The organism is Streptosporangium brasiliense (assembly GCF_030811595.1).
GTDB lineage: Bacteria > Actinomycetota > Actinomycetes > Streptosporangiales > Streptosporangiaceae > Streptosporangium > Streptosporangium brasiliense.
Genome location: NZ_JAUSRB010000002.1, coordinates 5,339,811 through 5,366,185 on the forward strand (window position 1 = coordinate 5,339,811; position 26,375 = coordinate 5,366,185).

Genomic DNA, 26,375 nt, shown 5'->3' on the forward strand with positions numbered 1-26,375 from the left:
GATGACGACCCGCGTGAAACCCTGGCACGGCGTGATGGTGGCCACCGCGCTGCCCCTCGGCGAGGACCTCTCGGCCGACTTCGACGGCTACGCCGAGCACTGCCGGTGGCTGGTCGCTGGCGGCTGCGACGGTGTGGTGCCCAACGGCTCGCTGGGCGAGTACCAGACGCTGACGCCCGAGGAGCGGGCCAAGGTCGTGGAGACCGCGGTCGCCGCGGTCGGCGGCGACCGGGTCATGCCGGGGATCGCCGCCTACGGGGCGGCCGAGGCCCGCCGCTGGGCCGAGCAGGCCCGCGACGCCGGATGCCAGGCGGTGATGCTGCTCCCGCCGAACGCCTACCGGGCCGACGAGCGGACCGTGGTGGAGCACTACCGCGAGGTGGCCAAGGCGGGCGTGCCGGTGGTGGCCTACAACAACCCCTACGACACCAAGGTCGACCTCACCCCCGAGCTGCTGGCCCGGCTGCACGCCGAGGGCCTCATCGTGGCGGTCAAGGAGTTCACCGGCGACGTCCGCCGGGCCTACGAGATCGCCGAGCTGGCCCCGGGCCTGGACCTGCTGATCGGCTCCGACGACGTGCTGCTGGAGCTGGCCCTGGCCGGCGCGGTCGGCTGGGTGGCCGGCTACCCCAACGCGCTGCCCGAGTCGTGCGTGGCCCTGTACCGGGCGGCCCTGGCCGGGGACCTGACCACCGCGCTCCCGCTCTACCGCGCGCTGCACCCGCTGCTGCGCTGGGACTCCAAGACCGTGTTCGTGCAGGCCATCAAGCTCTCCATGGACCTGGCCGGGCGCAGGGGCGGCCCGTGCCGCCCGCCGCGGCTGCCGCTGGTGCCGGAGGAGGAGGCCGCGGTCCGCGCCGCCACCGAGAAGGTCCTGGCCGAGGGTCTGCGGTAGGCGCCCGGCGGCCGGCCGTCTTCATCCCGCAGGGGGCGCACCGCTGGGTGCGCCCCGCCACGGGTTCGAAAGGTAGTGCACCCCCCGTAAGGAGTATCAATGAGGACGAAACGGGTCTTCCATGCGGTGGACTCCCACACCGAGGGCATGCCCACCCGGGTGATCACCGGAGGGGTCGGGGTCATCCCCGGCTCGACCATGGCCGAGCGCCGCGAACACTTCCTGGCCGAGATGGACCACATCCGGACCCTGCTCATGTACGAGCCGCGCGGCCACTCGGCGATGAGCGGGGCCATCCTGCAGCCGCCCACCCGGCCCGACGCCGACTACGGTGTGCTCTACATCGAGGTCTCCGGCTGCCTGCCGATGTGCGGTCACGGCACCATCGGCGTGGCCACCGTCCTGGTGGAGACCGGGATGGTCGAGGTCGTCGAGCCGGTCACCACCATCCGGCTGGACACCCCGGCCGGGCTGGTCGTCGCCGAGGTGCGGGTCGAGGACGGCGCCGCCACCGCGGTGACCATCACCAACGTCCCCTCCTTCAGCGTCGGCCTGGACCGCACGGTCAAGGTGCCCGGCATCGGCCAGGTCACCTACGACCTGGCCTACGGCGGCAACTACTACGCGATCCTGCCGATCGAGGCGGTCGGCCTGCCCTTCGAGCGCTCGCGCAAGCAGGAGATCCTCGACGCGGGCCTGGCCGTCATGGACGCGATCAACGAGCAGGACGAGCCCGTCCACCCGCTGGACGCGGGCATCCGCGGCTGCCACCACGTGCAGTTCACCGCCCCCGGGTCCGACGCCCGGCACTCGCGGCACGCGATGGCCATCCACCCCGGCTGGTTCGACCGCTCGCCCTGCGGCACCGGCACCAGTGCCCGGATGGCCCAGCTCCACGCCCGGGGCGAGCTGGCCCTCGGCGCCGACTTCGTGAACGAGTCGTTCATCGGCACCCGGTTCGTCGGGCGGCTCGTCCAGGAGACGGAGGTCGCCGGTCTGCCCGCGGTGGTTCCGACCATCACCGGGCGGGCATGGGTAACCGGCACCGCTCAATACTTCCTCGACCCCCGTGACCCGTTCCCCGAAGGTTTCCTGCTTTGACAAACGTGATCAGTCTGATCGAGAGCCGTTCCCCGCACGCCCCGGCCGACATCGTCGCGTCCTTCCCCGCGGCGGGGGAGGCGGGCGTCCAGGCCGCCGTGCGGCTGGCGCAGGCCGTACAGCACGACTGGGCCTCCAGGAACGCCGCCGCGCGGGCCGCGGCGCTGGCCAGGGCCGCCGACGCGCTGGAGGGGGCGGCCGACGAGCTGGCCGCCCTGGTGGTCCGCGAGGTCGGCAAGCCGATCACCGAGGCGCGCGGCGAGGTCGCCCGCTCGGTGTCGATCCTGCGCTACTACTCCCAGCAGGTGTTCGACCCCGCCGGCGCGCTCCACGAGCCGTCGGGCGCCGGGCTGCTGTTCACCCGGCGGCGGCCGCTCGGCGTCGCCGGGCTGATCACGCCGTGGAACTTCCCGCTGGCCATTCCGCTGTGGAAGGCCGCGCCCGCGCTGGCGTTCGGCAACACGGTCGTGCTCAAGCCCGCCCCGCAGGCGCTGGCGTGCGCGCTGCGCCTGGCCGAGCTGCTGGACCTCAACGAGTTCCAGGTCGTGCCCGGCGACGCGGAGGAGGGCGCCGCGCTGGTGGAGGCCGCCGACGTGGTCTCCTTCACCGGATCGGCCTCCGTGGGCGCCCTGGTCCGCCAGGCGGCCGTACGGCGCGGCGTGCCGGTCCAGGCCGAGATGGGCGGGCAGAACGCCAGCATCGTGCTGCCGGACGCCAACCTGGAGGCCGCGGCCGCCCAGATCGCGGCGGCGGCGATGGGCTTCGCCGGGCAGAAGTGCACGGCCACCAAGCGGATCATCACGGTCGGCAACGGCGAGGAGGTCCGTGAGGCCGTGCTCGCGGCCGTGGCCAAGCTCGGGTTCGGAGACCCCTCCGACCCCGGCACCGCCGTCGGCCCGCTGATCGACGAGGCGGCCCGCGACCGGGTCGTGGACGCGGCGGCGGACGCGGTCGCCGCCGGCGGCCGCGTCCTCACCGGCGGCCGGGCCGTGCACAGCCTCCAGGAGGGCGGGCTCGGCGGCTGGTACGTGGAGCCGACGGTCGTGGACGGCCTGCCCGCCGACCACCGGCTCGCCTGCGAGGAGGTCTTCGGGCCGATCTGCGTGGTCCAGGACGCGGCCTCGGTGGACGAGGCGGTGGCGCTGGCCAACGGCGTCCGCTACGGCCTGGCCTCGGCCGTCTACACCAGCGACCTGGACCGGGCCCTGGACCTCAGCGCCCGGCTGGACACCGGCCTGGTCAAGGTGAACGCCCCGACCAGCGGCGTGGACTTCTACCTGCCGTTCGGCGGGGAGAAGGACTCCAGCTACGGCGGCCGGGAGCAGGGCAAGGCGGCTCAGGAGTTCTACACCTCGACCCACACGATCACCATCAGCCCGGCGGGCTGAGGCACGCCGTACGTCAAGGGGCACCCCCGGCCGGGGGTGCCCCTTTGCCGTATCCGCACCTTAGGCAAAGAAAAGGTGTGCGAAGGTTAACGGTCTTGTTTCGGGCCTTGACGTGAACATTGCCCACCTAATGCAATGTCACATATCATTAGCTGTGAGGAGCCGCAGATGCGTGCCATCCCCCTGAAGTCCTTCACTTCGCTGGCCGTTGTCGGCCTCCTGGTCACCGGATGTGGCCAGGGACTGCTCGGCGGCGGTGACGGTGGCGACACGGCCGCCAAGGCAGACGACCCGATCGTCCTCGGCATGCTGATCCCCCAGTCGGGCAGCGAGGCCGCGATCGGTCCCTATATGAGCAACGCCGCCCAGCTCGCACTCGACGAGATCAACGCCAAGGGCGGGGTCCTCGGGCGCAAGCTGGAGCTGAAGACCGCCGACGACGCCTGCGACGCCCAGTCCGCGGCGGCCGGAGCCAACAAGCTGGTCACCGAGGGTGTGGACATCTCGGTCGGAGGATACTGCTCCGGCGCGACCCTGCCTACCCTGCCCATCTTCGGCAAGGCTAACATCCCGATGATCATTCCGGCGGCCAACTCCCAGGAACTGGTCGACCAGAAGCTCAAGCACGTCTTCCTGATCAACGGCACCGGTTCCCAGCAGGCCGGTGCGGCCGACAAGTGGATCGCCAAGCAGGGCGCCAAGAGCGTCGTGCTGATGCACGACAACACCAGCTACTCCAAGGACATCGCGCTGCGCACCAAGTCGCTGCTCGACGCCCCCGGCGGCGCCGAGTCCGTGCTCGTGGAGACGGTGACGCCCAAGGAGAGCGACTACAGCGCCAACGTCACCAACGTGCTGGCCAAGAAGCCCGACTTCGTCTACTGGACCGGCTACTTCCAGGAGGGCGGCCTGATCGCCCGCCAGCTCCGCCAGGCCGGCTACAAGGGCTCCATCATGGTCGGCGACGGTTCGGTCTCGCCCAAGCTGATCGAGATCGCCGGCGCCGAGGCCGCCGAGGGCGTCTACGCCACGATGACCCAGACCCCCGACACGCTGGAAGGCGCCGAAGGCTGGATCTCGGCCTACAAGAAGAAGTACGACACCGAGCCGGGCCCCTACTCCAACCAGGCCTACGACGCGGTGCGGCTGGCCGCCGAGGCGGTCACCAAGGCGGGCGGCACCGACGGCGCCAAGGTCATCGCCGCCCTGGAGGGGATGGACGGGTTCTCGATGTTCTCCGGGCCGCTGAAGTTCACCCCCGAGCACACCCTGTCCAGCGGCGGCTTCCAGGTCCTCGTCGTCAAGGGTGACAAGTTCGCCCTGCAGGACTCCCTCAAATGACACAGCTCGTCTGGAACGGCCTGTTCGTCGGGTCGTTCTACGCTCTGGTCGCGCTGGGCTACAGCATGGTCTACGGGATCATCAAACTGCTCAACTTCGCCCACGGCGACCTGTACATGCTCGGCGCGTTCATCGGCTTCGCCGTCCTCGGCGCGGTCGGTGGCGTGTCCTCCTCGATGGCGCTGCCCCTGCTGCTGGCGGTGCTCCTGGCCACCATGGTCTTCACCGGCCTGGCCGGGGTGGCGCTGGAGCGGATCGCCTACCGGCCGCTGCGCCGCGCGCCCCGGCTGTCGCTGCTCATCACCGCGGTCGGCGCCTCCTTCGCCCTGGAGTACGGCATGCGTGCCGCCGCCGGAGCCGACCCGAGGGTCTACCCGGTCCGTCTGGGCGGCACCTCGATGGAGGTGCTGGGCGCCCGGCTGACCCTCCAGCAGCTCGTGCTGATCGGCGTGGCCGTGGTCCTCATGATCGGGCTCAACCTGCTGATCACCCGGACCCGCGAGGGCCGGGCCATGCGGGCCATCGCGCTCGACCCGCGCACCAGCTCGCTGATGGGCATCGACGTCAACGCGGTGATCTCCCGGACCTTCTTCCTGGGCTCGGCCCTGGCCGGGGCCGCCGGGGTGATGGCGGGCGCCTACTACGGGAAGATCGACTTCCTGATGGGCTTCCTGATCGGGCTCAAGGCCTTCACCGCCGCGGTCATCGGCGGGATCGGCAACATCCCCGGCACCATGCTCGGCGGCCTGCTGCTCGGGCTGCTGGAGTCGTTCGGCACGTTCTGGCTGGGCGGCGAGTGGCGCGACGTGTTCACCTTCGGCGTGCTGATCCTGTTCCTGACCGTGCGGCCCACCGGCCTGCTCGGCGAACGTGTGACGGAGCGCGTATGACCGGCACGACGACGAAGACCCGACGGCTGGGCACCGACAAGCCCCCGACCCGGGCGTCGAAGCTGCTGCAGAACCGGTGGGCCGGGCTCGGCGGGCTGCTGATCGCGCTGCTCGCACCGTTCGTCGACGCCACGCCGTACGCGCTGTCGGTCATGACCACCGCGGCCATCTTCGTGATGCTCGCCTCCGGCCTCAACATCGTGGTGGGCTACTGCGGCCTGCTCGACCTCGGCTACGTGGCCTTCTTCGCGGTCGGCGCCTACACCAGCGGGGTGCTGTCCACCCGCCTGGACCTGCCGCTGCTGGTCACCGTGCCCGCCGTCATCGTGGTCACGGTCATCGCCGGGATCATCATCGGCGCGCCGACCCTGCGGCTGCGCAGCGACTACCTCGCCATCGTGACCCTCGGCTTCGGTGAGATCATCCGGATCACCGCCAACAACCTGGACGTCACCGGCGGCCCCTCGGGCATCTACGGCATCCCGTCCCTGACCGACAGCCCGGTGGCGTTCTACTACGTGACCGTGGTGATCGTCTCCCTGGCCGTCCTCGGCGCGGCCCGGCTGGGCCGCTCCCGCATCGGCAGGGCCTGGCGCTTCGTCCGCGAGGACGAGGACGCCGCCGAGGCCATGGGCGTCAACACCTACCGCGTCAAGCTCGCCGCCTACATCGCGGGAGCCGTCTGGGGCGGCCTGGCGGGGGTCCTGTCCGCCGCCCAGCTGTCGGCGATCTCTCCCAACAGCTTCACCTTCCTTTCGTCCGCGCTGGTCCTGATGGCCGTCGTCCTCGGCGGCATGGGCTCGATCCCCGGCGTCGTCATCGGCGCCGTCGTGATCAGCCTCCTGCCGGAATTCCTCCGCGACCTCGCCGACTACCGGTTCTTCCTGTTCGGCGTCCTCCTCATCATCGTCATGCTCCTGCGCCCGCAGGGGTTGTGGCCCGCCCGTTCCAAGGAGGTCTCGTGAGCCTGCTGACCGTGGAGGATCTGCGCCTGTCCTTCGGCGGGCTGGTGGCCATCGACGGGCTCACGTTCTCGGTGGGCGAGGCGGAGATCGTCTCCGTCATCGGGCCCAACGGCGCGGGCAAGACATCGGCCTTCAACTGCGTCACCGGCTTCTACCGTCCCACCTCGGGCCGGATCACCCTGCGGGACAAGAGCCTGCGGGGGCTGAAGCCGTCGGCGATCGCGGGGCTCGGCATCGCGCGGACCTTCCAGAACCTGCGACTGTTCGGCGAACTGTCGGTCCTGGACAACGTGCGCGCCGGATCCCACCTGTGGCTCAAGCAGAGCGTCTTCGACGCCCTGCTGCACACCCCCCGCTACCGCCGCTCCGAACGCGAGTGCACCGAGCAGGCCCACCACTGGCTGGACTTCGTCGGCCTGCGCGGCGACCGCTACAGCGAGGCCCGCAACCTGCCCTACGGCGAGCAGCGGCTGGCGGAGATCGCCAGGGCCCTGGCCCGCCGCCCCGACCTGCTCCTGCTGGACGAGCCCGCCGCCGGGCTCAACCACGGCGAGAAGGCCGAGATGCTCGACCTGATCCGCCGGATCCAGGCGCTGGGCGTGGCCATCGTGCTCATCGAACACGACATGGGCCTGGTCATGGAGGTCTCCGAACGCGTGGTCGTGCTCAACTTCGGCAAGGAGATCGCCGACGGCCGCCCCGAGGACGTCCGCCGGGACCCGGCCGTCATCGAGGCCTATCTCGGGAGTGACGCCCATGCTTGAGATCAACGGACTGGACGTCCACTACGGCGGGGTGCACGCCCTGCGCGGCCTGTCCCTGACCATCTCGCCGGGGGAGATCGTCGCCCTGCTGGGCAACAACGGCGCGGGCAAGACCACCACGCTGTCGGCGGTCTCCGGCCTGGTGCGCCCCACCGCCGGAAAGGTCGTCTTCGACGGGCGCGAGGTCACCCGGGAGAAGCCCCACAAGATCGCCGCGCGTGGCCTGGTGCACGTCCCCGAGGGCCGCAGGGTCTTCAGCACCCTCACCGTGCACGAGAACCTGCAGCTCGGCGGTTACCTGGTCCGTGACCAGGCGGAGATCCGCAAGCGGATCGAGCGCGTCTACGGGCTGCTGCCCCGGCTGGCCGAGCGACGCGCCCAGCAGGGCGGCACGCTGTCCGGCGGCGAGCAGCAGATGCTCGCCATCGGCCGGGCGCTGGTCACCGGGCCCAGGCTGCTGCTGCTGGACGAGCCCTCCATGGGCCTGGCCCCGCTGGTGGTCGCCTCGGTGATGGAGCTGATCGCCGACATCAACGCCGAGGGCACCTCGGTGCTGCTGGTCGAGCAGAACGCCACCGCCGCGCTCAAGATCGCCCACCGGGGCTACGTGATCGAGAACGGCGAGTGCGTGCTGGACGGCCCCGCGGCCGAACTGCGCGAGGACGCCCGGGTGGTCGAGGCATATCTCGGCGGGGTCTGACAGGACGGAAGAGATGATTCACACGATCGACTACCACACCGGCGGCGAGCCGTTCCGGATCGTCACCGCCGGGGTGCCCGACATCCCCGGCGGCACGGTGCTGGAGCGCCGCCAGGCGGCGGGCGCCCCGGACATCGACGGCGTGCGGCGGCTGCTCTGCCACGAGCCGCGCGGGCACGCCGACATGTACGGCTGCTTCCTCGTCCCGCCGGACGACGCCGGGGCCGACCTCGGCGTGCTGTTCTGGCACAAGGACGGCTACTCCACCGCCTGCGGCCACGGCACCATCGCGCTCGGGGTCTACGCCGTCGACAGCGGCCTGGTCAAGGCCGATCCGGAGGGGGAGACCGACGTCGTCGTCGACGTCCCCTCCGGCCGGGTGACGGCCCGGGTCCGCTGCGCGGCGGGCAGGATCGAGGCCGTCACCTTCCGGAACGTGCCGTCCTACGTGCTCGCGCGGGACGTCGAGCTGGGCCCGCCGTCCGGGACCGGCCCGGACGCGCCGGGCCGTACCGGCCCCTCCTCCGAGGGCGCCGGTCCCGCTCCGCACCCCGGGACCGGTCCGGAGCGGCTCGCCGGGGTCAAGGTCGACATCTCCTACGGCGGAGCCATCTACGCCTCGGTCCCGGCCGCGGCGTTCGGGCTGAGCGTGGCGCCCGAGCACCTCACCGAGCTGATCGCGCTCGGCCGGGCGGTGAAGGCCGCCCTGGCCGGTCACCCCTCCTCCCGGCACCCCGCCGACGACCGGCTCTCCGGGATCTACGGCGTCATCTTCTACGACGACCTGGGCCCCGGCCACCAGCGCAACGTCACGGTCTTCGCCGACGGCGAGGTGGACCGCTCGCCCTGCGGCTCGGGCACGGCCGCCCGGCTGGCCCTGCTGCACGCCGACGGCTTCACCGGCACCCTGACCCACGACAGCATCGTGGGGACCTCCTTCCGCGCCTGGGTGGCCGAGGTGACCGAGGAGGGGGTCGTCCCCGAGGTGGAGGGCATGGCCTACCGCACCGGGGAGCACAGTTTCAGCCTGGACCCGCGCGACCCCGTCGGCACCGGGTTCACCCTCCGGTGAGCGCGCCGCCCTACCTGGACGGGGAGACCCTGCGCGGACTGGTGCCGATGGCGCGGGCCGTACAGGTGCTCCAGGACGCGCTGAGCGCCGGGCTCGACCCCGAGGAGACCCCGCGCCGGCCCGTCGTGGAGGTCCCCGCCGGGCAGTTGCTGCTGATGCCCGCGGCGTGGGGCCGCTACGCGGGGATCAAGATCGCCGGGGTCGTGCCCGGCAACCCCTCGCGCGGGCTGCCGCGGATCCAGGGCACCTACCTGCTCATGGACGGGGAGAGCCTGGCCCCGCTGGCCGTGCTGGACGGCGTCGCGCTCACCTCGCTGCGCACCCCCGCGGTCTCCGCGCTGGCCGTACGGCATCTGGCCGAGCCGGACGCCTCGGAGATGACGGTCTTCGGCGCGGGGCCGCAGGCGTGGGGGCACGTGGCGGCGTTCCGCGCGGTCCGGCCGGTGCGGCGGGTGAGCGTGATCGCCAGGGACGCCGCGAAGGCGCGCGCCCTGGCCGACCGGTGCGCCGCCGAGGGCCTGCGGGCCGACACGGTGGCCGATCCCGGCCAGGCCGACCTGATCGCCTGCTGTACGACCGCCAGGACCCCCCTCTTCGACGGTAGGCTCATTCGGGAGGACGCGACCGTGGTCGCGGTCGGCTCCCACGAGCCGGACGCCCGGGAGATCGACGACGATCTCGTCGCGCGTGCCACAGTGGTCGTCGAAGCCCGCAGCGCCGCCCTCGCCGAAGCGGGAGACCTGATCATCCCCTTGCGGAACGGTACGATCACCATTGGTCACCTCGCCGGTAACCTCGGGGAGCTCGTCGCCGGCAACGTGCCCCACGGCCCGGGGCCCCGGGTGTTCAAGAGCGTCGGCATGGCGTGGGAGGACCTGGTGGTGGCGGCCGCCGCCTACGAGGCGTGGATGCGAGTGAGATGAGAGGCGAGGGAATGGTCCCTTCGGCGGAGGACCGGCTCGACCTGCCGGTCGTGGGCGAGCGGCAGAGCCTGCGGGAGCAGGTGGCCCACGCGCTGCGGGCCGCCCTGATCACCGGTGAGATGCGGCCGGGAGTGGTCTACTCGGCACCGGTGCTGGCCGCCCAGTTCGGGGTCTCCGCGACGCCGGTGCGCGAGGCGATGCTCGACCTGGCCAAGGAGGGCCTGGTCGAGGCGGTGCGCAACAAGGGCTTCCGGGTCACCGAGCTGTCCGACCGCGACCTGGACGAGCTCACCGAGATCCGCCAGCTCATCGAGGTGCCCACGGTGGCGCGGCTGGCCGACCGGGCCCGCGCCGAGAGCTTCGAGCCGCTCCGCCCGCTGGCCGAGCAGATCGTCGACGCGGCCGAGCGCGGCGACCTGCTCGCCTACGTCGACGCCGACATCCGCTTCCACGTGGAGCTGCTGGCGCTGGCGGGCAACGCCCACCTGGTGGACGTGGTGCGCGACCTGCGCAACCGGGCCCGCCTGTACGGCCTGTCGGCCCTCTACGCGCGCGGCGTCCTGGTCGACTCCGCCCGCGAGCACCTCGACCTGCTCGAGCTGCTCGCCGCGGGCGACACCGGCGGCTCCGAGCGGCTGATGCGCAACCACATCCAGCACGTGCGGGGGATCTGGGCCAGCAAGGCGGAGTAGTCCGCCCCCGGTGCCCGCCGTCCCCACCGGGGCCGCCCGTGTCCCGGCGCGTGCCGGTCTTCGCGGGAGGTCCGCCGCGCTCCGCCGTCCGCCGTCCCCGCCGGGGCCGCCCGTGTCCCGGCGCCCGCCGTCCCCGCAGGTGGCCGGCCCGCGCCTCGGCGGGCCCGGCCTGCTTCGGCGGGGCCGCCTCAGCGGGATCGGGACCGCCTTAACGGGAGCCGCGGGTGGCGCCCACGCTGGCGATGACCACGCAGCCGATGGCGGCCCACTCGCGCACCTGGAGCACCTCGCCCAGGACGAGCAGGCCGACCAGCGCGGCCACCGCCGGCTCCAGGCTCATCAGGATGCCGAACACCTGCTTCGGCATCCTGCGCAGGGCCTCCAGCTCGATCGAGTAGGGGATGACCGACGACAACAGGCCCACCCCCAGACCGATCAGCAGCAGCTCGGGCCGGAGCAGGTCGGCGCCGCCGGTGCCGATCCCCACGGGGGCGATCAGCAGGAACGACACGATCATCGCGAAGGAGAGCCCGGTCGTGCCGGGGAAGCGCTGGCCGACGGCGGCCGACAGCAGGATGTAGCCCGCCCAGCAGACCGCCGCGACCAGCGCGAAGGCGATCCCGGCCCAGCTGATCCGCGACGCCGCCGTCCCCCAGGGGGCCAGCAGCACCACACCCGACCCGGCCAGCGCGACCCAGAGCAGGTCCAGCCGGCGGCGCGAGGCGGCCACCGCCACCCCGAGCGGGCCGAGGAACTCGATCGCCACCGCGATGCCCATGGGCAGCCGGGCCAGCGCCTCGTAGAACGACAGGTTCATCACGCCCAGCGTCACGCCGAACGCCACTCCCAGCCCGATGTCGACGCGGGTCAGCCCCTTCAGCCGGGGCCGGGCGACCACCCCCATGATGAGCGCGCCCATCGCGATCCGCAGGAACACCACCGCGCTCGGCGGCAGTTGGGAGAACAGGTCCTTGGCGAATCCCGCACCCACCTGGACCGACAGGATGGCCAGCAGCACCAGCCCGGACGGCGGGATGGCGTCGGAGGCGGCCCTCAGCAGCGCTCCCGGCCTGGGCAGTCCCGGCTTGTACGGCTCGGCCGGCCCGTGCAGGGCTTCGGCGGTCATGAGACTCCCTCGCGACAGGTGCCAAATAGTCTTTCACACCTTACCGAGTCGGAGGCCGTCTCTCCGAGTGGTGTCCGCGATGCGAGATCGGCCGGCGGGTGTAGAGCGCCACGGTCATGCCGGGCACCCGCCCCACATGCCATGCCCGGCCCAGGGTGAACCCCTCCCGGGCCAGCGCGCCGAGCCTGTCGCCGCCCGCGCCCGCCGCCGCACCGGTGCCCCGCCAGAGCGCCCAGACCCGCTCCCGCCCGCCGAGGGCGGCGGTGACGTCGGCGTGCTCGGGGTAGTTGAAGGACTCCGGCAGGGGGGCGGCGCCCGCGAGCAGCACGTCGTCGGGCAGGCCCCGCCCACCGTAGCGGAGCATCCCCGCCCGTAGCCATGACCCCGCGTACACGATCGCGTCGCCGGGCCGGGCGTTGCCCGAGACGATCCGCGCGGCCCGCGGGAAGTTCTCCTGGTGGCCGTTCTCCTGGCGGAGCCGCAGCTGCCCCGGCAGCCCCGCGACCAGGGCGCCCGCCAGGGCGAGCGCGGCGAGCGGGCGGGGCGCCGAGGCGAGCGCGAGGCCGGCCAGCAGCGCGTAGGCGGGCACCGTGGCGAACAGGTAGCGCTCGACGTAGACGGGGGAGAGCAGGTGGGACAGGCCGAACAGCAGGACGGGCGGCAGCAGGGCCCAACCGGCCAGCAGCGTGACCCAGAGCCGGGGGACGCGGTGCCGGCGCGGCAGGAGCAGCGCGGCCGAGGCCAGCGCCAGCAGGACGTAGCCCGCGAGCGCGGTGCCCCCGGCCGCCCTGGGCAGGGTCAGCAGGACCGCCGGTCCGGGCAGTTCGATCCAGCTGATCGCGTGCCGCTGACCGAGGCCGACCGCGGCCCAGACGGCCCCCGGCACGCATCCCAGGGCCGTGCAGGCCAGCGTCCTGGCCAGGACGGCCCGGCCGTACAGCGCCACGGCGAGCAGGTGGGCGGCGAGCACGAGAAGGGCGAGCACCTGCGTGCAGCCGAGCAGCGCGACGGCCGCGGCGTATCCCGGCCAGCCGCCGCGCCGCCCCGGCTCCCCGGCCGCGCGGTGCAGCGCCCAGGCGGCCAGCACCGCGGCGGCGGCCGCGAAGGCGTAGGGGCGGATGTTCTGCCCGTGATAGGAGACCGACGGCAGCAGCCCGTAGACGGCGGCGGCCGTCACCCCGGCGGGCAGGGAGTGCAGGCGCCGCCCCAGGTCGGTGACGAGCGCCGCGGCCACACCCGTCGCGACCGCCGAGGGCAGCCGCAGCCACCACTCGGCCTGGCCGAACTCCAGCCACAGGTGCATGAAGGCGTAGTAGGGCAGGAAGTGCCCGTCGATGTGCTGGGCCAGCTCCCACAGCCCCGCCGCGCTCCGCCGCGCCGCGCTGAGGGTGGCCAGTTCGTCGGAGGACTGGGAGGCAGCCGACGAGCCGGCGACGGCGACGACCGTCGCGGCGAGCCCCATGACCAGGCCCGGCCAGATCCGCCCCCGGTGTCGTGTCGCCGGCACGCGCGAGGACCGCACTCCGGTGATGATCACTAGGAGGATGCTAGAGGCTATTGATCATTTCAGGTGGGATGTCCGGGTAATGATTGCGCAGAAGATGCCAAAGGTTCCGGGATCATTCCCAGCGGAACGTCCGCGACGTGAGGAGGAGCGAGATCGCGGCCCACCCCGCCAGGATCGCCGCCGCGGCCACCGGCAGGCCGGAGCCCCCGGTCAGGACCGAGCGGAGCCCGCCGGCCAGGGCGGAGATCGGCAGCAGTTCGAGCACCGGCTGCACCGAGCCGGGGAACTTCGACAGAGGGAAGATCACACCGCCGCAGCCGAGCAGGACCAGGAAGACCAGGTTGGCCCCGGCGAGGGTCGCCTCGGCGCGGAGCGTGCCCGCCATCAGCAGGCCGAGCCCGCTGAAGGCGGCGGTGCCCAGCAGGACCAGCAGGAGTGCGGCCAGGGGAGAACCCGCGGGGCTCCAGCCCAGGGCGAGCGCCACCCCGCTGATGACGGCCACCTGGATGACCTCCACGGCGACCACCGCGAGCGTCTTGGCCAGCATCAGCCCGGTCCGCGACAGCGGGGTCGCGCCCAGCCGCTTCAGCACGCCGTAGCGGCGCTCGAAACCGGTCGCGATGGCCTGCCCGGTGAAGGCCGTGGACATCACGGCCAGCGCGAGCACGCCGGGGGTGACGAAGTCGATCCGGGAGCCGCCGCCGACGTCGACCAGCGGCGCGGCCGAGAACCCCACGAGCAGCAGCACCGGGATGATCATCGTGAGCAGGAGCTGCTCGCCGTTGCGGAGCATCGCCCGGATCTCCGCCCCCGTCTGCGCCAGCACCATCCGGGGCAGCGGCGCGGCCCCCGGGGCGGGGGTCAGGTCCAGGGTCGTCACTGTGCTCTCCTGCGGTCTGGCGCGAGCCGTGCTCGGCGAAGGGTCATCGGAGCTCCCGGCCGGTCAGCTCCAGGAAGACGTCCTCCAGAGTGCGGCGCTCGATGCTGAGGTCGTCGGCGGTGACGCCCTCGGCGGCGCACCAGGCCGTCACGGTCGCCAGCAGCTCGGGGCCGACCTGCCCCTCGATGATGTAGTGCCCGGACGGCGACTCCTTGGCCGCGCTGCCGGAGGGCAGGGCGGTGAGCAGCTCGTCGAGGGTGAGCCCCGGCCGGGCGCGGAAGCGCAGCTGCCGCTCGGCGCCGGTGAGGGAGGACGGGGTGCCCTCGGCCACCACCTTGCCGTGGTCGATGATCACAACCTGGTCGGAGAGCTTCTCCGCCTCGTCCATGTGGTGGGTGGTGAGCACCACCGCGACCCCGCAGGCGCGCAGGTCGCCGACCAGCTCCCAGCACGCGTGCCGGGCCTGGGGGTCCAGCCCCGCGGTCGGCTCGTCGAGGAAGACCAGCTCGGGCCGGCCGATGACGGCCGCGGCCAGCGACACCCGCTGCTGCTGGCCGCCGGAGAGCCTGCGGTAGGGCGTGCGGGCGTGCTCGGTCAGCCCGAGCCGCTCCAGCAGCGCCGCCGGGTCCAGCGCGTTGGCGTGGAAGCGGGCCATCAGGCGCAGCCACTCCCCGCAGCGCATCGCCGGGGGCACGCCCCCGGCCTGGAGCATCACCCCGACCCTGGCCCGCAGCTCCGGGTGGGTGGGGGCCAGGCCGAGCACGTTCACGGTGCCGTCGTCGGCCCGGCGGAACCCCTCGCAGATCTCGATGGTCGAGGTCTTGCCCGCGCCGTTGGGCCCGAGGATCGCGGTGACCGCGCCACGGGCCGCGCTGAGGCTGAGGCCGTCGATCGCCGTCGTTCGGCCGTATCTCTTGACCAGATCGATGATCTCGACGGCTGGGGATTCCATGGCCACGAGTTTAGGGACTGTACCGGCCGGTCAGATCCCCGGACCGGCCCCTGGGAGCCCCCCATGCCCGGTAAAAGGCTTCGGGCGGATCCCGCCAAGGTCGCTGATCGGCCGCCAGGCGCCTCATGCCGCCCATGTAACGCTGAGTCCATACCGAATCACGACTTGAGGAGGTTCGGCGTGTCCGAACGGAGCGGCTGTGGATCCGGCGTCCCGTGCTGGGCCGAACTGTCGAGTGGCGACGTCACCCTGTCGGTCAGGTTCTACCGGGAGATCTTCGGCTGGGAGGCGGTGTTCGACCCCCGCCCGGAGTCCGGCGGACGCGGGCGGTTCACGCTGGGAGGGAAGGCCGTCGCGGGGATCGGGCCGAGCCGCGGCGACGGCGCGCTCTCGGCCTGGAGCGTCCACCCCGCCGCCGAGCCCGGCGCCCTCGCCTGGAACGGGCCGGTCCCCCAGGACACCGCCGCGTGCGCGTCCTTCCACCCGGCCGTCTTCGGCTGGGAGGTCAGGGACGGCGGCGCCTCGGGCGCGCGCCACACCGAGTGGCAGGCGGTGGGCGGGCACCGTACGGAGTGGCAGGCGGGCGGGCACCGTACGGAGTGGCAGGCGGACGGGCACCGCGCCGAGTGGCAGGTGGACGGGCACTCCGTCGCCGGGACGGCGCAGGCGGGCCCGTGGCCGCCGCCGGGCGCGCCGTCGCGCCGACTGGCCTGCTTCGCGATCGCCGACGTCGAGGCCGCCGTGGCGAGGGCCGAAGAACTCGGCGCCACCGTGATCGTGCCCCGGACGCCGGCCCCCGGGGGACCGGCGGCCGTGCTGGCCGACCCGCAGTCCGCCGTCTTCGCGGTCGTCGGGCGGGACGGCCGGCCGGTGTAAGACCCGACGGGGCCGGTGGCCGCCGGGCCGGGCAGCCGCCGGAGCGAGGTCTGCGCACCGGCGACCGGACGGTCCACCGGTGTGGGACCAAGGTGCGGCAGCGGGCCGGCCGGGGCGCCGGTCCGCCGGGCCGATCCGCGTCCGGTGCCCCGCCGGGGGCGAGGGTAAATCTTTTTTATGTGACTCCCCAAATATGGGAATTCGAATGACCTGATCGCGGTTGGGAACCCCTGGCCCGCACGGGCCCATTGCGGCCTGTGAGGGTGAGGGGGAGCTGATATGACCACGGCGGTCGTCGAGCCGGAGGTCGCGCCGGTCGCGCGGCGCAGAGGACTGCTGCTGCTCATCCTGGGCGCGCTGTCAGCGATCGGACCGCTCTCGATCGACATGTACCTGCCCGCCTTCCCGGCCATCGCCGCGGAGATGGGCACCGGCCAGTCGCAGGTGCAGCTCACCCTGACCGCCTGTCTCATCGGTGTCTCCGTCGGGCAGGTCGTCGCCGGCCCGCTCAGCGACGTGCGCGGCCGGCGGGCGCCGCTGCTGATCGGCATCGCCGCCTACGCCGCCGCCTCGCTGCTGTGCGCGTTCTCTCCCTCGGTCTACGGTCTGATCGGTCTCCGCCTGCTCCAGGGCGTCGCGGGCGGCGCCGCGCTGGTGATCGTCCGCGCGGTCGTCCGGGACCTGTACGAGGGCGCGGCCATCGCCCGCATCTTCGCCACGCTCATGCTCGTCAGCGGCCTCGCGCCGATCCTGGCTCCGATCGCGGGCGCCCAGCTGCTCGCCCACACCTCCTGGCGCGGTGTGTTCGTCTCGCTGAGCGTCGCCGGGCTCCTCCTGCTGGCCGCCGCGCTGTTCGGGGTGCGCGAGACGCTCCCCCGCGACCGGCGCGAGAGCGGCGGCCTCGGCCGCACCTTCGTCACCTTCGGGCACCTGCTCCGCGACCGCTCCTTCATGGCCAGCGCGCTGGCCGGCGGCTTCGGGTTCGGCGGCATGTTCGCCTACATCTCCGGCTCGCCGTTCGTGCTCCAGCAGGTGTACGGCGCCTCGCCGCAGACCTTCTCGCTGGTGTTCGCACTGAACGCGATCGGCCTGACCGTCACCGCGCAGATCGGCGGCCGCCTCGCCGGGCGCACGGTGGCCCCCGCACGGTTGATCCTCATCGGCCTGGCCGTCTCCCTGGCCGGGGCGGGGCTGCTGCTGGCCGCGGTGCTCCTCGGCCTGCCCCTGGCGGTACTGGTCGCCGCGCTGTTCGTGATGATGTGCGGGGCCGGGTTCGTCCTGCCGGGCACCGGCGCGCTCGCGCTGGCCGGCCAGCCCCAGCAGGTGGCCGGGAGCGCCTCGGCGCTGACCGGCGTGCTGCAGTTCGCCATCGGCGCGGTCGCGGCCCCGCTGGTCGGGCTGGGCGGCGAGGGCTCGGCGCTGCCGATGGCCGTCGTCCTGGCCGGGCTCACCCTCGCCTCCTTCGCCGTCTTCGCCGGCCTGCGGAAGCCTCGGAGCGGTGTTTCCGCAGGTTAGGTAAGGCTTACCTGCGTGACAAATGACATCTCGATGGGCCCGGCATCGGTTTGTATGCGGGGAAGGAATTACGCCACACTGATGTTGTGAAATACGTGAACCAGATGCCGGGCACCGAGGAGACCGCCGCCGCGCGGCTCTCCGGCGTGTCCGCCGAGCGGAGCACGCGCGCGCGTGTCGCCCGGCTCATCCTGGAACACGGCCCCATCACCGCCGCGGCCCTCGGCGAACGGCTCGGGCTCACCCCGGCCGCCGTCCGCCGCCACCTGGACGCGCTGCTGGCCGACGGGATGATCGAGCCCCGTACGGCCCGGCCCCGCGGTCAGCGGGGAAGAGGGCGGCCGGCGAAGTTGTTCGCCATAACCGACGCCGGGCGCAGCGCCTTCGAGCACGCCTACGACGGCCTGGCCGGAAACGCGCTGCGTTTCCTCGCCGAGCGCGTGGGCCAGGACGCGGTGGCCGAGTTCGCCCGGTCGCAGGTCTCCGGTCTCGTCGGGCGGCTGCAGCCGGAGATGCGCAAGGTCCCCGCCGACCAGCGGGTCCGCGTCCTGGCCGAGGCCCTGTCGGTCGACGGCTACGCCGCCTCGGCGAGCAAGGCCAGCCTCGGCGGCGAGCAGCTGTGCCAGCACCACTGCCCGGTGGCGCACGTGGCGGCGGAGTTCCCGCAGCTCTGCGAGGCCGAGACGGAGGCCTTCGCGCAGATCCTCGGCACTCCGGTGCAGCGGCTGGCGACCATCGCCCACGGCGACGGGGTGTGCACCACCCATGTGAGTCCGCGCAGAGCGGCCGAGCCGGGTGCGCGGGAGCGGGTCACGGACCCGCGGGCACCCGAGCGAGCGCGACCATCCATACGCCAAGAAACAATCGATGACGCATCGAGCAAGGAGACCGGAAGGTGACTGTCACCGACCGCCCGGAGCTGGAAGGCCTCGGGAATTACAAGTTCGGCTGGGCCGACTCGGACGCTGCCGGATCGGCGGCCCGCCGCGGCCTGTCCGAGGAAGTCGTCCGTAATATCTCCGCGCTCAAGAACGAGCCGGAGTGGATGCTGGACCTTCGCCTGAAGGGCCTGCGCCTTTTCGGCAAGAAGCCCCTGCCGAACTGGGGTTCCGACCTCAGCGGGATCGACTTCGACAACATCAAGTACTTCGTGCGCTCCACCGAGAAGCAGGCCGCCTCCTGGGACGAGCTGCCCGAGGACATCAAGGCCACCTACGACAAGCTCGGCATCCCCGAGGCGGAGAAGCAGCGCCTGATCGCCGGCGTGGCCGCCCAGTACGAATCCGAGGTCGTCTACCACAAGATCCGTGAGGACCTCGAGGAGAAGGGTGTCGTCTTCGTCGACACCGACACCGCGCTCAAGGAGCACGAGGAGCTCTTCAAGGAATACTTCGGCACGGTGATCCCGGTCGGCGACAACAAGTTCGCCGCGCTGAACACGGCCACGTGGAGCGGCGGCAGCTTCATCTACGTGCCGCCGAACGTCAACGTCGAGATCCCGCTGCAGGCCTACTTCCGGATCAACACCGAGAACATGGGTCAGTTCGAGCGGACCCTGATCATCGTGGACGAGAACTCCTACGTCCACTACGTCGAGGGCTGCACCGCGCCGATCTACTCCTCCGACTCGCTGCACAGCGCGGTCGTGGAGATCATCGTGAAGAAGGGCGCCCGCTGCCGTTACACGACCATCCAGAACTGGTCGAACAACGTCTACAACCTGGTCACCAAGCGCGCCGTGGCCTACGAGGGCGCGACCATGGAGTGGATCGACGGCAACATCGGCTCCAAGGTCACCATGAAATACCCGGCCGTCTACCTGATGGGCGAGCACGCCAAGGGCGAGACGCTGAGCGTCGCCTTCGCCGGCGAGGGCCAGCACCAGGACGCCGGCGCCAAGATGGTGCACCTCGCGCCCAACACCAGCTCCACCGTGATCTCCAAGTCCGTCGCCCGGGGCGGCGGCCGCACCTCCTACCGCGGTCTGGTCCAGATCGAGGAGGGCGCGCACGGCAGCGCCAGCACCGTCAAGTGCGACGCGCTGCTGGTCGACCAGATCAGCCGCTCCGACACCTACCCCTACGTGGACGTGCGCGAGGACGACGTCTCCATGGGGCACGAGGCCACCGTCTCCAAGGTCTCCGACGACCAGCTCTTCTACCTGATGAGCCGTGGCCTGAACGAGGACGAGGCGATGGCGATGATCGTGCGCGGCTTCGTCGAGCCGATCGCGCGCGAGCTCCCGATGGAGTACGCCCTCGAACTGAACCGCCTGATCGAGCTGCAGATGGAAGGGGCCGTCGGCTGATGGGTCTCGAAACCAAGCCCCTGTCGACCCTCCACGAGAAGGCCTCCTACGACGTGGCGGACTTCCCGGTCCCCACCGGCCGGGAGGAGGAGTGGCGCTTCACGCCGCTGTCGCGCCTGAAGGGCCTGCACACCGGCGCCGCCGCCGGCGGCTCCGTGCTGGTCCACGTAGAGGCGGCCCCCGAGGTCACCGTGGAGACCGTGGGCCGCGACGACCAGCGGATCGGCAAGGCCTACGTGCCCGCCGACCGGGTCAGCGCCCAGGCTTTCGCCACCTTCGAGAAGGCGACCGTCATCACGGTCCCCCGCGAGGCCGTCACCTCCAAGCCGACCGTGATCACCCTCACCGGCTCCGGCGAGGGCGCCGCCTACGGCCACATCCTGGTCAGGCTGGAGCCGATGGCCGAGGCCGTCTTCGTCCTGGACCACCAGGGCAGCGCGGTCTACGCCGACAACGTCGAGTTCGTCGTGGGCGAGGGCGCCACGCTCAAGGTCATCAGCCTGCAGGACTGGGCCGACGACGCCGTGCACGTCTCCCACCACCACGCCCTGCTCGGCAAGGACGCGACCTTCCGCAGCTTCGTGGTCACCCTCGGCGGCGACCTGGTGCGGCTGTCGCCGTCGGTCTCCTACAGCGGCCCCGGCGGCGACGCCGACCTGACCGGCCTCTACTTCGTGGACGCCGGCCAGCACATGGAGCACCGCCTGCTGGTGGACCACTCCCAGCCCCACTGCAAGAGCAACGTCGTCTACAAGGGCGCGCTGCAGGGCGACGCCGCCCACGCCGTCTGGATCGGCGACGTCATCATCCGGGTCGAGGCCGAGGGCACCGACACCTACGAGCTCAACCGCAACCTCCTGCTCACCGACGGCGCCCGCGCCGACTCGGTGCCGAACCTGGAGATCCTCACCGGTGAGGTCGCCGGGGCCGGGCACGCCAGCGCCTCGGGCCGCCTGGACGACGAGCACATCTTCTACCTCCAGGCCCGCGGCATCCCGTTCGAGGAGGCGCGCCGCCTGGTCATCCGGGGTTTCTTCGCGCAGCTGCTGGAGAAGATCGAGCTTCCCGAGCTGCGTGAGCGGGTGCTCGGCAAGGTTGAGGCGGAGTTGGAGAAGTGACGTTCGAGAAGGTCTGCAAGGTCACCGACATCCCCGATGACGGCGTGATCGGACTCGAGGTGGGGGAGACCCCGGTCGCCCTGGTCCGCCGGGGCGCGGAGGTCTTCGCCCTGCACGATGTCTGCTCCCACGCCGAGGTGAGGCTCAGCGAGGGCGAGGTCTACGACGAGACCCTGGAGTGCTGGCTGCACGGCTCGTGCTTCGACCTGCGCTCCGGCAAGCCCACCGGCCCGCCCGCCACCAAGCCCGTCCCCGTTTACCACGTCAAGATCGACGGCGATGACGTCCTCGTCTCGCTCTCGAAGGAGTCATAACAGTGTCTGATTCGAGCCGAGTCCGCTCGGGATCCACCCTTGAGATCCGTGACCTGCACGTCGCCGTCGAGGACAAGGAGATCCTGCGCGGCGTCAACCTGACCGTCAGGGCCGGCGAGACCCACGCCATCATGGGCCCCAACGGTTCGGGCAAGTCCACGCTCGCCTACGCGATCGCCGGTCACCCGAAATACACCGTCACCGGCGGCCAGGTCCTGCTGGACGGCGTCGACCTGCTGGAGCTGTCGGTCGACGAGCGCGCCCGCGCCGGCCTGTTCCTCGCCATGCAGTACCCCGTGGAGGTCCCCGGCGTCAGCGTCTCCAACTTCCTGCGCTCGGCGGTCACCTCCGTGCGCGGCGAGGCCCCCAAGCTCCGCGAGTTCGCCAAGGACCTGAAGGCCGGCATGGACGCCCTGTCCATCGACGCCGCCTTCGCCCAGCGCAACCTGAACGAGGGCTTCTCCGGCGGTGAGAAGAAGCGCCACGAGATCCTCCAGCTGGAGCTGCTCAAGCCGAAGATCGCCGTGCTCGACGAGACCGACTCCGGTCTGGACGTCGACGCGCTGCGCGTGGTCTCCGAGGGCATCAACCGCTTCCGCGCCGCCGGCGAGACCGGCGTCCTGCTCATCACCCACTACACCCGCATCCTGCGCTACGTGAAGCCGGACTTCGTCCACGTCTTCGCGGGCGGCCGGATCGTGGAGCAGGGTGGGCACGAGCTCGCCGACAAGCTCGAGGCCGAGGGCTACGAGGCATACACGAAGGCATCCGTGTGATGAACACCGGCTTTGACGTGGAGAGGATCAGGAAGGACTTCCCGGTCTTCTCCCGCGAGCTGCCCGGCGGACGGCCGCTGGTCTATCTCGACTCGGGCAACTCCGCGCAGAAGCCCGCCCAGGTGATCGAGGTCATGCGCGAGCACCTGGCCATGCACTACAGCAACGTCGGCCGTGCCATGCACGCGCTGGGCGCCGAGTCCACCGAGGCGTACGAGAACGCCCGCGACAAGGTCGCCGCCTTCATCGGCGCGCCGGGCCGCGACGAGATCGTCTTCACCAAGAACGCCTCCGAGGCGCTCAACCTGGTGGCCTACGGCTTCGGCAACCCCGGCAACGACGATCCCAGGTTCCGCATGGGGCCCGGCGACGAGATCGTGATCTCGGAGATGGAGCACCACTCCAACATCGTGCCGTGGCAGCTGCTCGCGCAGCGCACCGGCGCCACGCTGAAGTGGTTCTCGGTCACCGACGAGGGCCGCCTGGACCTGTCGAACCTGGAAGAGCTGATCACCGAGCGCACGAAGATCGTTTCGATCGTGCACCAGTCCAACGTGCTCGGCACGGTCAACCCGGTCGACCAGGTGCTCGCCAGGGCCCGCCAGGCCGGGGCGCTGATGATGCTGGACGCCTCGCAGTCGGTGCCTCACCAGCAGGTGGACGTCGCCGCGCTCGGCGTGGACTTCCTGGCCTTCACCGGGCACAAGGTCGTCGGCCCCTCCGGGATCGGCGTGCTGTGGGGCCGCGGGGAGCTGCTCGAGGCCATGCCCCCCTTCATGGGCGGCGGGGAGATGATCGAGGCGGTCTGGATGGACCACTCGACCTACGCCCCCGCGCCGCACAAGTTCGAGGCGGGCACTCCGCCGATCGTCGAGGCCATCGGGCTTGGCGCCGCGGTGGACTACCTGTCGGCGATCGGCATGGACGCCGTCGTCCAGCACGAGCGGGAGCTCACCGGTTACGCGCTCGGCGCGCTGGGTGAGATCCCCGGCCTGAAGGTGATCGGCCCGGAGAGCCTGGACCGGCGCGGTGGCACGGTGTCGTTCACCCTTGAGGGGATTCACCCGCACGACGTTGGGCAGATCCTGGATGACAACTTCGGCGTGGCAGTGCGCGTGGGGCATCACTGCGCCCGCCCGCTGCACCTGAGGTTCGGGATTCCCGCGACCACGCGGGCGTCCTTCTATCTCTACAACACCCCGGCCGAGATCGACGCCCTGGTCCGCGGCCTCCACCACGTGCAGAAGGTGTTCGCCTAGCCATGCCGGAGCAGTTGAGATGATCGCCGAGTCCATGTACCAGGAGTTGATCCTGGAGCACTACAAGCACCCCCAGGGACGGGGCCTGCGCGACCCGTACGACGCCGAGGTCCACCACGTGAACCCGACGTGCGGTGATGAGATCACCATGCGCGTGAAGCTGGGTGACGGCGGCAAGGTCGAGGACGTCTCCTACGACGGCCAGGGCTGCTCCATCAGCCAGGCCGCGGCTTCGGTGCTGCACGAGCTGACCGCCGGCTCGACCGTGGACGAGACGCTCGCGGTGGTGGAGGAGTTCACCCGGCTCATGCAGAGCAGGGGCCAGGTCGAGGCGGACGAGGAGGTCCTCGGGGACGCGGTGGCGTTCGCCGGGGTCGCCAAGTTCCCGGCCCGGGTCAAGTGCGCGCTGCTGGCCTGGATGGCCTACAAGGACGCGGTTGTGAGGAGTTCTACATGAGCAAGCCTGTTGAGACGCCGACCGCGGCGTATGACGGGGAGACCACCCTTGACGAGGTCATGGAGGCCCTCAAGGACGTGGTCGACCCCGAGCTCGGCATCAACGTCGTCGACCTCGGGCTGATCTACGGGGTCAACCTCGACGCCGCCGAGGCCGGTGCCCCGCCGATCGCCACCATCGACATGACGCTGACCAGCGCGGCCTGCCCGCTGACCGACGTCATCGAGGACCAGGCGCACTCCGCCCTGGACGGCATGGTCTCCGACGTCAAGATCAACTGGGTCTGGCTCCCGCCGTGGGGTCCGGACAAGATCACTGACGACGGGCGTGAGCAGCTGCGCATGCTCGGCTTCAACGTCTGACCCCCCCTTTTTTTCCGGCACGGCTCGCACCTGACTGGTGCGGGCCGTGCTGAATTGTGTGAGAGGATGCCCGGAGCCGGGAAGAAAAGCCCGGCTCGGAGTGTTGCCTCCACCAACGGACAAGCGTCCACATCATGTCGGACGCCCCGGATCACCTGGCGCTGCGAAGGCCGGGTATGCTTGATCGTGGTTTGACTGCGTGCGGGTAAGCTAGACCCGCCCCGTGCGGTGCGCCTCGACTTGCACCGCACCACCGCCCCCTAATCGGGCGTTGATCGAGCGCGGCCTCAGGCCGCGCGTTCCAGGCTCGTCCTTTCGCAGAAGTGACGTGCCCCCGTTCTTCTATCGAAAGGCACGAACCTTCGTGACCATGCTTGACGCTGCCCTGCCCGAAATCACCGGCATCCCCGAGGCTCCCGCCGGGCCGTCCGAGTTCACCCTCCTCGGCCTGCCGAAGCCGCTGGTGACCGGGCTCTCCCGCCAGGGCATCGACAGCCCCTTCCCCATCCAGCGCGCGACGATCCCCGACATCCTCGCCGGCAGCGACGTCCTGGGCCGTGGCCAGACCGGCTCGGGCAAGACGCTGGCCTTCGGCCTGCCCATGATGGCCCGCATCGCCGGCGGCAAGGCCCGCCCGGGCCGCCCCCTCGCCGTCGTCCTGGTGCCCACCCGTGAGCTGGCCATGCAGGTGACCGACGCGCTGGAGCCGCTCGGCCGCGGCCTGTCCCTGCGGATGAAGACCGTCGTCGGCGGCATGTCCATGGGCCGGCAGATCGAGGCGCTGCGCCGCGGCGTCGAGGTCGTCGTGGCCACCCCGGGCCGGCTGACCGACCTGATCCAGCAGGGCGAGTGCACGCTGGACGAGGTCCAGGTGACCATCCTGGACGAGGCCGACCACATGTGCGACCTGGGCTTCTTCCCGGTCGTCAGCGCGATCCTGCAGCAGACCCCGGCCGACAGCCAGCGCCTGCTGTTCTCCGCCACCCTCGACGGTGACGTGGACAAGCTCGTCCGCCGCTTCCTCACCGACCCGGTGACCCACTCCATGGCCCCGGCCGCCTCCTCGGTCGACACCATGGAGCACCACGTGCTGGAGGTGCACCGCGACGACAAGTTCCCGGTGACCGCCGAGATCGCCAACCGTGAGGGCCGGACCATCATCTTCGTGCGCACCCAGCACGGAGTGGACCGCCTGTGCAAGCAGCTGGCCCAGGTCGGCATCAAGGCCGGCGGCCTGCACGGCGGCAAGCGCCAGAACCAGCGCACCCGCATCCTGGCCGAGTTCAAGGAAGGTGCGATCAACGTCCTGGTCTGCACCGACGTCGCGGCCCGCGGCATCCACGTCGACAACATCAGCTTGGTGCTGCACGTCGACCCGCCCCAGGACCACAAGAGCTACCTGCACCGCGGCGGCCGTACCGCCCGCGCCGGGGAGAAGGGCACCGTCATGACGCTGGTGCTCCCCAACGAGCGCCGCTCCACCGACGCGATGACCCGCCGCGCAGGCATCAAGCCCTTCCGCCTCAAGGCCACCCCGGGCCACCCGCGCCTGGAGGAGGTCGCCGGCGCCCGCCAGCCCAGCGGCGAGCCGATCCCGGTCTGGGAGCCCTCGGCTCCGGCCGCCAAGCAGCGCGAGCGCCGTGGGTTCGGCGGCAACGGCGGCGGCCGGGGTCCGCGCCGCTTCCGTGACCGTCCCGGCCACGGCGGCGAGGGCCACCAGCCCCGTGAGCGCTCCTACGGCGACGAGGGCCGCGGCGGCGAGCGCGGCAACAGCGGCAACGTGAGCGACCTGCGCGGCCAGTACCGCTCCGGCGGCGGCTACCGCGGCGACCGTTCCGGCGGCGGTTACCGCTCCGACCGTCCCGCGGGCGACCGCGAGCCGTTCCGCGGCGACCGTTCCGGCGGCTACCGCTCCGGCGAGCGCCAGGGCGGCGGCTACCGCAGCGGCGAGCCGTTCCGTGCCGAGGGCCGTTCCGAGGGCCGCGGTGACGGCCGCGGCGCCGCGCGCGGCGGCTTCCGCGGCGGGCGCCAGGGCGGGCACGGCACGGGCGGTCACGGCCGCTGATCACGTCTGCGGGCCGCCACGGCGGCCGATCCACCGGTTGACCGACGGAGGGGCCGGTACGGCAGTGGCCGTGCCGGCCCCTCCGTCATGCCCGGGGACCCGCGCCCCGGGCGGCGTCCGGGTGGCGCG

Annotated in this window: 26 protein-coding genes; 22 read left to right on the plus strand and 4 right to left on the minus strand. The window is 71.8% G+C overall.

The genetic code is table 11. The annotated features are described in order from the left end of the window. Position 1: 1 nt before the first annotated feature. The 11 genes from J2S55_RS32975 to J2S55_RS33025 all read left to right on the plus strand — a co-directional run bounded on the left by J2S55_RS32975 (position 2) and on the right by J2S55_RS33025 (position 10,731). Entirely contained in the window at positions 2–895 is an 894-nt protein-coding gene (locus J2S55_RS32975; protein ID WP_306868866.1) for a dihydrodipicolinate synthase family protein, read from the plus strand. 99 nt (positions 896–994) lie between these two features. Then, positions 995–1,996 carry a proline racemase family protein gene (locus J2S55_RS32980; protein WP_306868867.1) on the plus strand — a complete coding sequence of 334 codons (1,002 nt, stop codon included), beginning with the start codon at positions 995–997 and terminating at the stop codon, positions 1,994–1,996. A gap of 5 nt (positions 1,997–2,001) precedes the next feature. Then, a complete protein-coding gene (locus J2S55_RS32985) occupies positions 2,002–3,384 on the plus strand; it encodes an aldehyde dehydrogenase family protein (protein ID WP_306875666.1) in 1,383 nt (460 codons plus the stop codon). 168 nt (positions 3,385–3,552) lie between these two features. Further along, positions 3,553–4,725, plus strand: coding sequence for a branched-chain amino acid ABC transporter substrate-binding protein (locus J2S55_RS32990; protein ID WP_306868869.1), 1,173 nt, complete (start codon positions 3,553–3,555; stop codon positions 4,723–4,725). Continuing rightward, on the plus strand, positions 4,722–5,615 hold the full coding sequence (locus tag J2S55_RS32995; RefSeq protein ID WP_306868870.1) for a branched-chain amino acid ABC transporter permease: 894 nt from the start codon (positions 4,722–4,724) through the stop codon (positions 5,613–5,615). Before J2S55_RS32990 ends, J2S55_RS32995 begins: the two co-directional genes overlap by 4 nt. Further along, on the plus strand, positions 5,612–6,580 hold the full coding sequence (locus J2S55_RS33000; RefSeq protein WP_306868871.1) for a branched-chain amino acid ABC transporter permease: 969 nt from the start codon (positions 5,612–5,614) through the stop codon (positions 6,578–6,580). Before J2S55_RS32995 ends, J2S55_RS33000 begins: the two co-directional genes overlap by 4 nt. Continuing rightward, positions 6,577–7,344 (plus strand): ABC transporter ATP-binding protein, encoded by a 768-nt coding sequence (locus J2S55_RS33005; RefSeq protein WP_306868872.1) that lies wholly within the window; start codon positions 6,577–6,579, stop codon positions 7,342–7,344. The genes J2S55_RS33000 and J2S55_RS33005 overlap by 4 nt, the downstream gene beginning before the upstream one ends. Next, positions 7,337–8,044 (plus strand): ABC transporter ATP-binding protein, encoded by a 708-nt coding sequence (locus tag J2S55_RS33010; protein WP_370879720.1) that lies wholly within the window; start codon positions 7,337–7,339, stop codon positions 8,042–8,044. The genes J2S55_RS33005 and J2S55_RS33010 overlap by 8 nt, the downstream gene beginning before the upstream one ends. A gap of 13 nt (positions 8,045–8,057) precedes the next feature. After that, entirely contained in the window at positions 8,058–9,116 is a 1,059-nt protein-coding gene (locus J2S55_RS33015) for a proline racemase family protein (protein WP_306868874.1), read from the plus strand. After that, positions 9,113–10,039: an ornithine cyclodeaminase family protein gene (locus tag J2S55_RS33020; RefSeq protein WP_306868875.1), complete on the plus strand. Its 927-nt coding sequence runs from the start codon at positions 9,113–9,115 to the stop codon at positions 10,037–10,039. Before J2S55_RS33015 ends, J2S55_RS33020 begins: the two co-directional genes overlap by 4 nt. Positions 10,040–10,050: 11 nt before the next feature. After that, positions 10,051–10,731, plus strand: a complete 681-nt coding sequence (locus J2S55_RS33025) for a GntR family transcriptional regulator (RefSeq protein WP_306868876.1) — start codon at positions 10,051–10,053, stop codon at positions 10,729–10,731. A gap of 208 nt (positions 10,732–10,939) precedes the next feature. Here the strand turns inward: J2S55_RS33025 and J2S55_RS33030 are convergent, their stop codons facing one another. The 4 genes from J2S55_RS33030 to J2S55_RS33045 form a co-directional block, all read right to left on the minus strand. Next, a complete protein-coding gene (locus J2S55_RS33030) occupies positions 10,940–11,857 on the minus strand; it encodes an EamA family transporter (protein WP_306868877.1) in 918 nt (305 codons plus the stop codon). 40 nt (positions 11,858–11,897) lie between these two features. Continuing rightward, a complete protein-coding gene (locus tag J2S55_RS48730; RefSeq protein WP_306868879.1) occupies positions 11,898–13,394 on the minus strand; it encodes a glycosyltransferase family 39 protein in 1,497 nt (498 codons plus the stop codon). Between the two features lie 82 nt (positions 13,395–13,476). Continuing rightward, positions 13,477–14,244, minus strand: a complete 768-nt coding sequence (locus tag J2S55_RS33040) for an ABC transporter permease (protein ID WP_370879721.1) — start codon at positions 14,242–14,244, stop codon at positions 13,477–13,479. 43 nt (positions 14,245–14,287) lie between these two features. Beyond that, the gene (locus J2S55_RS33045) at positions 14,288–15,196 is read right to left on the minus strand and encodes an ABC transporter ATP-binding protein (RefSeq protein ID WP_306868880.1); all 909 of its coding nucleotides are present in this window, start codon (positions 15,194–15,196) and stop codon (positions 14,288–14,290) included. A gap of 180 nt (positions 15,197–15,376) precedes the next feature. Here J2S55_RS33045 and J2S55_RS33050 point away from each other — a divergent pair, with 180 nt between their 5' ends. The 11 genes from J2S55_RS33050 to J2S55_RS33100 all read left to right on the plus strand — a co-directional run bounded on the left by J2S55_RS33050 (position 15,377) and on the right by J2S55_RS33100 (position 26,246). After that, positions 15,377–16,072, plus strand: a complete 696-nt coding sequence (locus J2S55_RS33050; protein WP_306868881.1) for a VOC family protein — start codon at positions 15,377–15,379, stop codon at positions 16,070–16,072. 279 nt (positions 16,073–16,351) lie between these two features. Next, positions 16,352–17,587 (plus strand): multidrug effflux MFS transporter, encoded by a 1,236-nt coding sequence (locus J2S55_RS33055; protein WP_306868882.1) that lies wholly within the window; start codon positions 16,352–16,354, stop codon positions 17,585–17,587. Positions 17,588–17,691: 104 nt separating this feature from the next. Next, on the plus strand, positions 17,692–18,486 hold the full coding sequence (locus J2S55_RS33060) for a helix-turn-helix transcriptional regulator (RefSeq protein ID WP_306875671.1): 795 nt from the start codon (positions 17,692–17,694) through the stop codon (positions 18,484–18,486). Then, positions 18,483–19,895, plus strand: a complete 1,413-nt coding sequence (gene sufB, locus J2S55_RS33065) for a Fe-S cluster assembly protein SufB (protein ID WP_306868883.1) — start codon at positions 18,483–18,485, stop codon at positions 19,893–19,895. Before J2S55_RS33060 ends, sufB begins: the two co-directional genes overlap by 4 nt. Continuing rightward, on the plus strand, positions 19,895–21,013 hold the full coding sequence (sufD, locus tag J2S55_RS33070) for a Fe-S cluster assembly protein SufD (protein WP_306868886.1): 1,119 nt from the start codon (positions 19,895–19,897) through the stop codon (positions 21,011–21,013). The genes sufB and sufD overlap by 1 nt, the downstream gene beginning before the upstream one ends. After that, positions 21,010–21,327 carry a non-heme iron oxygenase ferredoxin subunit gene (locus J2S55_RS33075; RefSeq protein ID WP_306868887.1) on the plus strand — a complete coding sequence of 106 codons (318 nt, stop codon included), beginning with the start codon at positions 21,010–21,012 and terminating at the stop codon, positions 21,325–21,327. Before sufD ends, J2S55_RS33075 begins: the two co-directional genes overlap by 4 nt. Positions 21,328–21,371: 44 nt before the next feature. Further along, the gene (gene sufC / locus J2S55_RS33080; RefSeq protein WP_306875674.1) at positions 21,372–22,103 is read left to right on the plus strand and encodes a Fe-S cluster assembly ATPase SufC; all 732 of its coding nucleotides are present in this window, start codon (positions 21,372–21,374) and stop codon (positions 22,101–22,103) included. Further along, positions 22,103–23,362, plus strand: a complete 1,260-nt coding sequence (locus J2S55_RS33085) for a cysteine desulfurase (protein ID WP_306868888.1) — start codon at positions 22,103–22,105, stop codon at positions 23,360–23,362. The genes sufC and J2S55_RS33085 overlap by 1 nt, the downstream gene beginning before the upstream one ends. A gap of 19 nt (positions 23,363–23,381) precedes the next feature. Continuing rightward, on the plus strand, positions 23,382–23,819 hold the full coding sequence (gene sufU / locus J2S55_RS33090) for a Fe-S cluster assembly sulfur transfer protein SufU (RefSeq protein WP_306868889.1): 438 nt from the start codon (positions 23,382–23,384) through the stop codon (positions 23,817–23,819). After that, entirely contained in the window at positions 23,816–24,181 is a 366-nt protein-coding gene (locus J2S55_RS33095; RefSeq protein WP_306868891.1) for a metal-sulfur cluster assembly factor, read from the plus strand. Before sufU ends, J2S55_RS33095 begins: the two co-directional genes overlap by 4 nt. Positions 24,182–24,551: 370 nt before the next feature. Further along, positions 24,552–26,246 carry a DEAD/DEAH box helicase gene (locus J2S55_RS33100; RefSeq protein WP_306868893.1) on the plus strand — a complete coding sequence of 565 codons (1,695 nt, stop codon included), beginning with the start codon at positions 24,552–24,554 and terminating at the stop codon, positions 26,244–26,246. Positions 26,247–26,375: the final 129 nt, after the last annotated feature.